This window comes from Flavobacterium algoritolerans, from assembly GCF_030010385.1.
Classification (GTDB): Bacteria; Bacteroidota; Bacteroidia; order Flavobacteriales; family Flavobacteriaceae; genus Flavobacterium; species Flavobacterium algoritolerans.
Window position 1 is genome coordinate 873,300 of the sequence record NZ_JASCRZ010000001.1, and the last position, 11,917, is coordinate 885,216.

11 protein-coding genes are annotated in these 11,917 nt (G+C 34.7%); 3 read left to right on the plus strand and 8 right to left on the minus strand.

Annotated features, from left to right (window positions below):
• Window positions 1–82: 82 nt before the first annotated feature.
• Window positions 83–586 carry a CvpA family protein gene (locus tag QLS65_RS03775; RefSeq protein ID WP_282711085.1) on the plus strand — a complete coding sequence of 168 codons (504 nt, stop codon included), beginning with the start codon at window positions 83–85 and terminating at the stop codon, window positions 584–586.
• 269 nt (window positions 587–855) lie between these two features.
• Here QLS65_RS03775 and QLS65_RS03780 read toward each other — a convergent pair whose 3' ends face one another.
• The 8 genes from QLS65_RS03780 to QLS65_RS03815 all read right to left on the minus strand — a co-directional run bounded on the left by QLS65_RS03780 (window position 856) and on the right by QLS65_RS03815 (window position 10,004).
• Entirely contained in the window at window positions 856–1,599 is a 744-nt protein-coding gene (locus tag QLS65_RS03780) for a tetratricopeptide repeat protein (protein ID WP_099714085.1), read from the minus strand.
• A 79-nt stretch (window positions 1,600–1,678) separates the two neighbouring features.
• On the minus strand, window positions 1,679–3,436 hold the full coding sequence (locus QLS65_RS03785) for a BatD family protein (RefSeq protein ID WP_282715295.1): 1,758 nt from the start codon (window positions 3,434–3,436) through the stop codon (window positions 1,679–1,681).
• Window positions 3,437–3,456: 20 nt separating this feature from the next.
• Window positions 3,457–4,197 carry a tetratricopeptide repeat protein gene (locus tag QLS65_RS03790; RefSeq protein ID WP_282715297.1) on the minus strand — a complete coding sequence of 247 codons (741 nt, stop codon included), beginning with the start codon at window positions 4,195–4,197 and terminating at the stop codon, window positions 3,457–3,459.
• Window positions 4,198–4,268: 71 nt separating this feature from the next.
• Window positions 4,269–5,306, minus strand: coding sequence for a VWA domain-containing protein (locus tag QLS65_RS03795; RefSeq protein ID WP_121343041.1), 1,038 nt, complete (start codon window positions 5,304–5,306; stop codon window positions 4,269–4,271).
• A 99-nt stretch (window positions 5,307–5,405) separates the two neighbouring features.
• Complete coding sequence (locus tag QLS65_RS03800) at window positions 5,406–6,407, minus strand: vWA domain-containing protein (RefSeq protein ID WP_099714081.1); 1,002 nt, start codon at window positions 6,405–6,407, stop codon at window positions 5,406–5,408.
• Complete coding sequence (locus QLS65_RS03805; protein ID WP_282715301.1) at window positions 6,407–8,038, minus strand: hypothetical protein; 1,632 nt, start codon at window positions 8,036–8,038, stop codon at window positions 6,407–6,409. The genes QLS65_RS03800 and QLS65_RS03805 overlap by 1 nt, the downstream gene beginning before the upstream one ends.
• Window positions 8,039–8,055: 17 nt before the next feature.
• Window positions 8,056–8,919, minus strand: a complete 864-nt coding sequence (locus QLS65_RS03810; RefSeq protein WP_282715303.1) for a DUF58 domain-containing protein — start codon at window positions 8,917–8,919, stop codon at window positions 8,056–8,058.
• An 80-nt stretch (window positions 8,920–8,999) separates the two neighbouring features.
• Entirely contained in the window at window positions 9,000–10,004 is a 1,005-nt protein-coding gene (locus QLS65_RS03815) for an AAA family ATPase (RefSeq protein WP_121343043.1), read from the minus strand.
• Between the two features lie 212 nt (window positions 10,005–10,216).
• Between QLS65_RS03815 and QLS65_RS03820 the strand changes: the two genes are divergently transcribed.
• Entirely contained in the window at window positions 10,217–11,089 is an 873-nt protein-coding gene (locus QLS65_RS03820) for an aldo/keto reductase (RefSeq protein ID WP_282715306.1), read from the plus strand.
• 50 nt (window positions 11,090–11,139) lie between these two features.
• Window positions 11,140–11,892, plus strand: coding sequence for an SDR family NAD(P)-dependent oxidoreductase (locus tag QLS65_RS03825; protein ID WP_282715308.1), 753 nt, complete (start codon window positions 11,140–11,142; stop codon window positions 11,890–11,892).
• Window positions 11,893–11,917 lie beyond the last annotated feature (25 nt).

The following is an 11,917-nucleotide window of genomic DNA, read 5'->3' on the forward strand; positions in this document are numbered from 1 at the left end:
GCAAAGATAAGAACTTGAAAATTGGCAATGGTAAAGAACAATTCTTTTATATTTGCACTTTTATTTTTCTTAATTAAGTATCATGGGATTTTTGGATATTGTTTTGGGTGTATTACTTGCTTTTGCTTTATATAAAGGCATTAGAAATGGTCTTTTTGTAGAATTAGCTTCTTTGGTTTCGCTATTGGCAGGAATTTATTTTGCCATAAAATTTTCGTCATTTATCAAAGAAATCTTAGCCGGATTTGTGAAATGGAATCCCAATACAATCCAGGTAATTGCTTTTATACTCACATTTATACTCGTAGTAATTGGAATATCCCTTTTGGGTAAATTCCTCACAGGAATTGCTGATTTTGCCTTTTTAGGATGGCTAAATAAACTAGGTGGCGGATTCTTCAGGGTGCTAAAAACAATTTTGATAATAGGAATTGTTTTCAAGGTTTTCGAAAAAATAAACTACCATAATTTTTTAGCCAAAAAAGAAACCTTAGACAAGTCTCTTTTTTATAATCCAATCCAAAAAACAGCAGGATTCATGTATCCTTCGATAGAAAATTGGTATGATGATTTGAAGAAGAAGTAATAGATAGATTTGAGAATATATAAAAATTTAGCTAATAACTTATGCTTGAAAAAACATTAAACAAAGTATTCTTTTTAATAAAAACAATCTTTGTAATACTAACTTCACTTGTGTTTTTTGCTTTATTATTTAGAGTAATTTCTCCAAATATGAAAGGAATTTCAAATGTGGACTTAATCGATTATTTCAAGTTTTCTATATTACTGATTTGCTTCTATATTCTTTTAAAAATTATTAAAAAACGAATACAGCATTAACTCAAATTGGAATTACTTCACTTCCTTAATTGCACTGCTTTCAATCCAGCCTTCGGTTCCATCCGTTAGTTGTACTTTTTTCCATTTTCCAATGGTTTCCCCCACATAGACTTTTGTTCCTTCGTGCAACACAAATATTGGCTGACCGCCATTTCGGGGTTCGCTCTTTACATTGGCCATTTCGGCAAAAACAATAGCCGGTTTTTCAGTATCAAAGTGACTTTTTTCAAAAATAGTAGACGAAACGCTGATTAGAATTAGAAAAAAAAGCACAAACATTCCAAAAAAGAAAATCCTTTTTGAAAGTGTAATTTGTGAAAAATAATACCCGATAAAAAACAACAGGAACGCCGTTGCCAATCCTACAGAAATCCATGCCCACGTATTGTAATGATAGATTCCCGTAAAATCACGAATCAGCTTTGCAAAACCTACTTTTGGGATTACTTTGATTTCATCGATAGTTCGTTTTTGAGCGAATTTCAAGTTGTTAATCGCATCGGTATTATTTGGATTTAAAACCAATGCTTTTTCATAATTATAAATAGAAGGTGCTACTTTATTCAATTTATAATACGCATTCCCTAAATTAAAATATAATTCAGAAGAGTGTTTGCTCTCTGTCAAAACACTTTCATAAGCCGCAACCGCTTCATTATATTTCCCTTTTTGATAATACTCGTTTCCTTTTTCAAAGCCACTTTGGGCAAAGAAAACTTGGGTTGTCAATAATAATATATAAAGTATGTTTTTCATTTTAATGTTATAAGTTGTCGATTAACCATTCTTGCAAATCTAGATGAGATTGCTTCGTTCCTCGCAATGACATCGTTGGTTAAGCAATTTGTTTTTCTAAATCTGAAATAATCACTACCGCTTTATCAAAATCCTTTTGTATCGTAACACTTGATGATGGTGCATATCGAGCGATTTCACAGTTTTCCGTAAGTGCAATAAAATCAGTCACCGCTTCAGGATTTGCATTTCTTGACAATAACAATTCTTGAATATTATCTTTACTCATTTCTGAAGTTTCAATACGCAACTTGGCTTTCAAGAAATTATGCATTGCTTTCTCCAGCGCAATGTAAAACAGTTCTTTGTTATTGATTTGTTTCTTGGCTTCAGATAAATATTTCTTCGCCAATCTATTATTCATTCGAATTCTATTTCCGGTAATATCACCATCAATAGCTTCTTTTTTCTTTTTGAATAATACAATTAATGGCAGCATTAAAAATGGAAAAAAGAACAATCCGTAAAATAAATTAGACCCAAAAAAGTCTTTCTTATTCATTGTCAAAAGATTGCTTTTTAACTTTATGAATTTGAATTGCTCTACTTTGTCTATTTTATTCTTGTTCGTATCCGTGCCAGAAGCTACTGTTGCATCAGTAGGCGAAGGACCGTCAAGAACATTAATCATGATCTCTTGAGAACTTAGCGTTTTATAGGTTTTGGAACCCAAGTCAAAATAGGTAAATTTTAATGGTTTTATCGGATAATTCCCTTTGTACTGCGGAACGATGGTGTAGCTGTCCGAAATTTTTCCGGTCATTCCTGAAAGTGGCGTGTTAACTTGTTCGCTATGAACAGCTTCATACATTTCCAGCGCATTGGGAGCTATCGGTTTTGGTAAACTGAATAATTTCAGATTTCCTTTTCCGGTTACACTTACTACTAAGTCCAGGCTTTCTCCGTTTTTTAAATTAGTTTTGGTTGGTGTTACTTTGAAATCAAAATTCCCAACAGCACCCGAGAAATCTTCCGGTTTCCCAGCTTCGGGAAGAGCTTTTACATTTATGGTTTTAGCTCCTGCAGAAACTCTCTTGCTGCCCTCGGTGACAACCATTCGACCAAACATATCCCTGCGATTCGACGGCAATTGAACATCAATATCTAATGACAATGGTTCAATGACCAACTTTCCTGATTTTTGAGGGTACAAAACTATTTTTTTAAGCACAATAAAACGGTATTTCTCCCCTTTAAACATACCTTCTTCAACAACAAATCGTTTTATATCAATGTTCTGACTCCAGAAATCATTGTATTTTGGCTTACTAACTTCGTTAGAATTTGTGACTCCAATATTATAACTGAAATACATTTTATAAACTACCGTAATGGATTCGTTTACATATGGATTTGTTTTAGAAATATCAGCAACAAGATAAATATTATCATCTGCCGAAACACTGGTATCATTTGGATCTCTGGGCTGTTCCGTTGCAGCGGTAACATTTATTTTTATAGGAGCTGTTTTATAAATTTGCCCGTTGTATTCTATAGCGGCTTGCTTGATAACCAACGTCCCTTTTTGATTCGGCAAAAGAAAATAAGAATATATTTTCTCAAAAGAGCTTCTTCCGTTCACCCAAGATTGACTCACTTGCTGGCTTGGTCCGGCAATAATTCTAAATCCTTCAAAAGACGGTTGGACAAAATTATCTCCATCTACATTCATCATAAAATCGATACGAAGTCTCTCGTTTATACCTAGCGTAGCTTTACTCACTCTAGCCTCAAATTGTACTTGAGCACTAAGTAAATTGCACACCATTAAAACTAGTACAGCTATAAATTTTTTCATTTTCAAATTATCTAATTCAACTACCAATCTTTCTCCGTCTTAACTGGTTTCCCTTGTACTTTTTTGGCGTTTACTTTATCCTGTACCTTCTTTTCTTCTTTATTCACTGCATTCAACAGGTTTTCCAGACGTTCTTTAGAAATTCCTCCGGGAGCTGGTTTTGGCTCTCCATTTTCATTTGGTTTAGGGTCTTTATTTTGCTTGTCTTTATCTCCCTTATCGTCTTTCTTTTCTTTATCCTTATTGTCTTTTTTATCTTTTTCTCCGTCTTTCTTATCGTTCTTCTTGTCTTTATCGCTCTTTTTGTCGTCTTTTTTATTGTCATCCTTTGGAGGATTTTCTTTCAGCATTTTTTTTGCCAAAGCATAATTATAACGCGTTTCTTCATCTGTTGGATCATTCCTCAACGCGTTTTTGTATGCCTCAACCGCTTGTGTGTAATCCTTTTCATTCATGAAAACATTCCCTAAATTATGAAAGGCTCTGTGTTTTTGCGGTCTTGTTTTTGAATTTTTTAAAGATTTAGCGTATGCAAATTTTGCTTCCGAAGATTGTTTTTGTTTATAAATAGTATTTCCCAAATTGAAAGGCGCTGTTGCTTTATTTGGAAATTTTGAATCCGAAATTCTATAATTAGCTTCGGCATCTACAAATTTATTTTCAGCATATTCCTCGTTCGCTTTAGGCAATATTCTATCTTTCTGTTGTGCGTTTGCAACAAAAGAAAAAAGCAATAACAGATATAAAATTATGTTTTTCATTGTATTTTTAAATGTAAGTGTCAAAGTATACTTAGTGTTTTTGTTCCAATAATGGAGCGCAACTTTATACTTTAAACTTTTTTATTCTCGTTAAATAAATTCAATTTGTTTACCCAACTTGTTTTTCTTTCCAAAAGGAAAATATCCAGAAATAAGAAAACAAAAGCAAAACCTAAAAACCATTGAAATTGCGATTGAAAATCAGCCATTTCTGTCGCTTCAAATTCTGTTTTTTGAATATTATTCAATGCATTCTTAATATATTCAAGGACTTCTTTAGTGTTGTTTCCGTTTACATAACCGCCTTTTGTCGCTTTAGCAATCGCCGTCAGGCTTTCTGGAACTCGTTTCGTTATAACAACCTCATTGTTATTATCTCTTTTGAAACCTTCGACAATTCCATTTCTTTTCAATGGAATCGTACCTCCTTTTTCAGTTCCAACACCAATTGTAATAATTTTAATTCCTAGTTTATTGGCCTCTTCCGCTGCTTCTTCTGCACCTTCATTATGGTCTTCACCATCAGAAATCATAATCAAGAGCTTGCTCGTTTTTTTATCATCAAAATACGTTGATGATAATTTGATGGCCTCGTTGAATGACGTTCCTACCGAAGAAACCATATCCGTATTCATGCTTTGCAAAAACATTTTTGCAACACTATAATCCGTAGTAATTGGCAATACCGGGAAAGCGCTTCCGGCATACGCCACAATTCCTATTCTGTCGCTTCCCAATTGATTGATAATTTGCGAAACAATTTGCTTGCTTTTATCCAAACGGTTTGGCGCTACATCTTCGGCCAGCATACTTTTGGACACATCCACTGCGAAAACAATGTCGATTCCTTCCCTTTTTACGGTTTCCATTTTGGTACCAATTTTTGGATTTACCAATCCAAGAATTAATCCGGTCAATGCCAAAAGCAATACTCCTAATTTCAAAACCGGTTTAAAAACAGAACTTTCCGGGCTCAGTCTTTTCACCATTTCTAAATCTCCAAATTCGCGCTGTTTTTTTCTTTTCCAATATAAATTGGCCAAAAAAACCAACACCAAAAGTGGCAGTATAAAAAGGAGGTATAAATATTTTTTTTCGTCTAATTCCATAATTTTTTTTAACCGCTAAGTTCACAAAGAAGGCGCAAAGTTTACTAACTATCTAAACTCATTCCCTTAAAGACTTCTAGTCTTTTGTGTTTTTAAATATTATATAAAGCTTTTAAAAACTGTATTTCGCAATCCTAATTCAAACAATAATAAAAAACCGGCTAACCATACAAATGGCCTGAATTTTTCATCATAATCATAAAATTTCAATTCTTCGATTTCAGTGGTTTCTAACTTGTTTATTGTTGCATAAATTTCAGCTAATTTGCTGTTGCTCGTTGCTCTAAAATATTTTCCACCCGTATTATTAGCAATTTTTCTCATCATTTGCTCATCAATCTCCACTTTCATCATTTGGAAAAGAAATTTTCCATTTGGCGCAATAGCATAGGGAAACATCGCCATTCCGTTTGTCCCTATTCCTATTGTATATACTTTTATTCCGTATTGTTTTGCAATGTCAGAAGCTGTATCCGGTTCAATAAATCCGGCATTATTTACCCCGTCAGTCATCAAAATAACCACTTTACTCTTTGCTTTACTGTCTTTTAATCGGTTTACGGCGGTGGCCAATCCCATTCCTATTCCCGTTCCGTCCACTAAAACATTATCGTATTTTATACTTCTGATAGCATCCAGAATAACCGCTTTATCGCTGGTTACCGGTGTTTTTGTATACGCTTCCGAAGCATACACCACAAGCCCAATTCTATCGTTTGGTCTTTCTTCAACAAAGTCTGACGCCAGTTTTTTAAGTGCTTGCATTCGATCCGGTTTCAAATCTTTGGCAAGCATACTTCCAGAAACGTCAATTGCCATAACAATATCAATTCCTTTGGTCGTTTTTGTTTTATTACTTACATCAACTGTTCTTGGTCTTGCCATAGCAATAATCAAAGAGCACAAAGCCAAAATTCTAAGTACATTCAACATCGGCTTTAGCTTTGTCAAATACGACTTGGAACCTTTAAATCCTTGTAACGAACTTATTTTTAATGTGGCTGATTGATGGTTCTTTTTCCGTAACAACCACACAATTGCTACTGGAATCAGAAGAAACAACCAAAAAAACTCTGGGTTTAAAAAAGTTACTTTAGTCATTATTTACTTGCTTGTTTTAATTCGACAGAGTTCAAAACTCGTTCTGATATTTCATTTGCATAGGTATCTCCTTCTTCATGAAAAAGTAAAATCTGTTGTAATCCACCTTCCTGACTAAACAGTAATGCTTCATAATACATTTTTGCACTTGACTTATCATCTCCATTAATTTGCGAAAAAGTACCATAGGCTTTAATGCCTTTAACCCCTTCTTTGGTTTCAAATTCCTCTTGCTTCACAATCATATTTTGGGCGCCTTGAGCTTCCATTGATTGCAATATTCCATCCATAGATTTAGCCAAATCTATTTGTGTCTCCTGTTTAAATTTTAAAGTAGAAACCATCAGATAAAAAGGATCCAAAGCACTTCCATACGCAAAAGACTGCATTTCTTTGATCAAAGCCATTCCATCTTTAGGAAGTGTTTTTGTCAAATCTACTCTCTTAAGCACTTTTGGTGTTTCTATAATAACTCCAGGATTTCCATAATCACTTTTTACCCACTCTCCTTCCAATAATTCTTTGGTAGGATGACCAATGATATTGTCTTTTACATAACTAAATCCTTTGGTTACAATGAAAAAAGTTGTGGTCGCTGACAATAAAAATACAACAGATGCTACGGCAGTAACAATACGTTTATTTCTTTGTTTGCGCAATTGAATTTGTATCTGCTTTTGTCTTTGCGCTTCATTCAACAACACATCTTCTTCAACTGGTACTTCCACAGGAATTGAATTATCTAATGTCAGAATTGCTTTTTGAATCTTATTTCGATCCTCGGTAATTTCAAAATCCAGTGGTTTTGACTTGGCAAATTTTACTAAATCGGCTTGTTTCAAAACACGCTCCAGATTTTCGATGATTTCCTGTGAAAGCGTCATTTTCTTTTTGACAGAAGCCGCTCTAAGTCCTTGAATCAATTCTGAAGTCGTACTTTCCATTGCTGGAATTTCTATCGCTTCTTCGATATAATTTCTGGCGATATCCGTCAATTCACTATAATAGGCTTTTACTTCCCCTTTTTGCCAAAGTTCTTTTTTCTCTAAAGTATCCAGCAAACTGGTCGCTTTCTCGATTGGCGTTTTATAGATTTCTTCCTGTAATTTCTTTTCTTGGCGGTTTTTAATGAACCAATAAATAAACGCTCCAATACCAATAATCAAAGCAAAAATCAACAGGTATTTCCACCAGTCGCCAATCGGGTTATCTGCTGGAGCAATGTCCTTAATGTCGAACATTTTTTGTTTCAAAGTATCCACTTGAACATTTGCCACTTCAAGCAAAAGTGAATCCGTCATAAACGGTTTGCTGTCGATAAAGATCTTTATACTTGGAACAACATATCTACCGGAATCAAATTGGGTTAAACCGTATTTTTTGATTAATTCATAACGGCCATCCATTTTGACAGTATCAATAGGATACGACTGAATCACCTCTAAAGCACCAAAATTTTTTAGTTTTGGAAAAATCACTTTAGACGAAGTATCAACAGTAGTTTTTATGGACAGTTTAAATTCGGCACCAATTTTATTTTTAATCGTATCAATACTTGTGACTACTTGCTTTTGTTGTGCAAAAACAGCCGTAGAAAGCAGCAATAGTAGTAGGTATAATTGTTTTTTCATCTTTTATTATTGAACCCTTATCTCGATTTGAAATAACTTAATAATTTCGTCACATAACTTTCGTCAACTCTAGTGTTTACAACACCTGAACCTGATTTACTGAATGTTTCTTTAAAATAGTTGACTTTATCGTGGTACTGTTTTTCATAATTCATTCGCACTGCTTTCGAACCGGTATTTATCAATTCAATTGCTCCGGTTTCGGCGTCAAGCATAGAAACCATACCTAAATCCGGCATTTTTTCTTCTCGAATGTCGTACACGCGAATACCCGTTATATCGTGTTTCTTGGATGCTATTTTTAATGTTTGCTCATAATCTTCCGACATGAAATCAGAAATTACAAACACAATCGCTTTCTTTTTTTGAGTTCCCGATAAAAATTTTAAGGCTTGGGCAATATCTGTTTTACGGCTTTTAGGTTGAAATTCTATTAATTCTCGAATGATTCGCAACACGTGTGATCTTCCTTTTTTTGGCGGAATGTATAATTCGATTTCATCCGAAAACAAAATCAAACCTATTTTATCATTGTTTTGAGTTGCCGAAAAAGCCATCGTTGCAGCAATCTCCGTAACAATATCTTTCTTGGATTGATTTTTTGAACCAAAACTTTCTGAACCCGAAATATCAACCATTAACATCATGGTCAATTCACGTTCTTCCTCAAAAACTTTTACGTGCGCTTCGTTGTAACGTGCGGTTACATTCCAATCAATCGCACGAATATCATCTCCGTACTGGTATTGACGCACTTCACTGAAAGTCATTCCACGCCCTTTGAAAGACGTATGATACTCTCCCGAAAAGATGTGATCGCTCAATCTTCGGGTTTTGATTTCTATTTTTCGTACTTTTTTTAAGAGGTCTTTTGTATCCATTTCTTTAGTAATTAGTAATTAGTGAATAGTGAATAGTAACCAACCAAGGCTAATTACTATTCACTTATTACTATTCACTTTTAGGGTACTTCTACTTCGTTTACAATTTTGTTAATGATGTCTACTGAAGTAATATTTTCTGCTTCTGCTTCGTAGGTAACTCCAATTCTGTGACGCAACACATCATGAACTACAGCACGAACGTCTTCTGGGATTACATATCCACGACGTTTGATAAAGGCGTAGCATTTTGCGGCATTCGCCAAATTGATACTTCCACGTGGCGACGCTCCAAAACTGATTAATGGTTTCAAATCAGCCAATTTATATTTTTCTGGATAACGCGTGGCAAAAATGATATCAAGTATGTATTTTTCTATTTTTTCATCCATGTAAACTTCACGAACTGCTTCTTGAGCGCGTAAAATTTGTTCTACTGAAACCACAGGATTTACTTTTTCATAACTTCCTTTTAGGTTTTGACGAATCACTAAACGCTCGTCTTCCATTTTTGGGTAATCAATAACCGTTTTCAACATGAAACGATCGACTTGAGCTTCAGGTAATTGATATGTTCCTTCTTGTTCAATTGGATTTTGAGTAGCCAAAACCAAGAATGGTCGGTCTAATTTGAAAGTAGTATCACCAATAGTCACTTGCTTTTCCTGCATAGCTTCCAGTAATGCCGATTGTACTTTGGCAGGCGCACGGTTAATCTCATCGGCAAGGACGAAATTAGCGAAAATTGGTCCTTTTTTTATCGAAAATTCATTGGCTTTAATATTATAAATCATAGTCCCCACAACATCGGCAGGCAATAAATCCGGGGTAAACTGTATTCTGCTGAAAGATCCGTGTACCGCTTGTGAAAGAGTGTTTATCGCTAATGTTTTTGCTAATCCGGGAACTCCTTCCAGCAAAATGTGCCCCTGACCCAAAAGTCCAATTAACAAACGCTCCACCATATGCTTTTGACCCACGATAACCTTGTTCATTTCCATTGTGAGAAGGTCTATAAAAGCACTCTCTCTTTCTATTTTTTCATTGATTGCTCTGATGTCTAAAGTCGCTGTATTTTCTTCCATTTTATTATTTTTAAAACCTTGAATTTAATGCCCTCGTTTTGATGGTGCAAATTGAATTTTTTTTTAGAAGTAAGATGTTAAAAAATGGTTAAAACTTCGACAAAAGCCCTAATTTTAAGGACGAATTATGATACAATTTTTATATTTTTAAGAACTTTGAAAAATATACCTTGAAATAGCAGATTAATGAATTTCAATAAAAAATAAAAACCATGAATAAAACAAAATTATCGCCTATTGTAGCGGGTGTCATGAATTGGGGAATATGGGATAAAAATCTCAATACCAAAGAAATGGAAAACATGATTAATGTATGTTTGGAAAACAAAATTACCACTTTCGATCATGCCGATATATATGGTGATTACACCACCGAATCTGATTTTGGAAAAGCCTTTGCTTCTAGTAAAATTGCCCGAGGAAAAATACAATTAATATCCAAATGTGGCATCCAAATGGTGACGGAAAACCGCATCAACACAATCAAACATTATGAATATTCCAAAGATTATATTATCTGGTCCGTTGAAAACTCCTTAAAAAATCTACACACTGATTATCTGGATGTTCTTTTACTCCACAGACCCAGCCCGTTAATGCAAGCGGATGAAATTGCCGAAGCAGTTTTGAAACTAAAATCAGATGGTAAAATCATTGATTTTGGTCTTTCTAATTTCACGGCTTCACAAACTGAATTGATCCGTCAAAAAACAGAAATTTTGTACAATCAAGTGCAGTTTTCGGCCACTAATTTTGAGCCTATGGTGGATGGAAGTTTTGATTATATGCAAGCGAACAACATTCGCCCTATGTCTTGGAATCCGCTGGGATCCGTTTTTAGAGAAGACATTCCACAAACCAGACGTTTGAAAAAATTACTGGCAACCTTAGTTTCAAAATACCATTTGGGTTCTGATACGATTTTGCTTTCCTGGATTTTAAAACATCCCGCACAAGTAATTCCTATTGCAGGAACAGTAAACGTGGCCCGAATCCAATCGTTGATGAAAGCAGTCGAATTAGAATTAGACAAAGAAGATTGGTTTGCCATTTGGTCAGCAAGTATGGGGAATAATGTAGCCTAGAATTAGTGTTTATTTCAGCAACTTTAGAATCTAAAAACAGAAAAAAACTCATGACTAAAACAGCCTTAGTGACTGGAGCAACCAGCGGAATTGGTAAAGCAACAGCACAAATATTAGCTAAAAATAACTATAAAATTATTCTTTGCGGACGCCGTGAAGATCGTTTAATTGCTCTTGAAAAAGAGCTTTCAGCACTTACAGAAGTACATACTTTGTCGTTTGATGTTCGGGATAAAAAAGCGGTTTTTGAAAGTATTAACTCCCTACCAGAAGCTTTTTCTAAAATTGATATTTTGATTAATAATGCCGGAAATGCCCATGGTTTAGATCCTATTCAAAACGGAGACTTAGATGATTGGGATGCCATGATTGACATCAATGTAAAAGGGCTTTTATATGTTTCGAAAGCCATAATCCCGCAAATGATTGAACGAAAATCAGGTCATATTATCAACATTGGTTCCATTGCCGGAAAAGAAGTATATCCAAACGGAAACGTTTATTGCGCCTCCAAACATGCGGTTGACGCCTTGAACCAAGCCATGCGCATGGACTTAAATCCTTATGGAATTAGGGTGGGAGCCATTCATCCCGGTGCAGTAGAAACCGAATTTAGCGAAGTGCGTTTTAAAGGCGATACAGACAGAGCGGCCAATGTTTATAAAGGTTTTGAGCCATTACATCCAGAAGATATCGCTGATATTATTCACTTTGTAGTTTCCAGACCGTATCATGTAAATATTGCCGATTTAATAGTATTGCCAACAGCCCAAGCCGCTGCTACAATTTTAAAAAGAGATTGATTATTGTTAATTTTTTATTTCTATT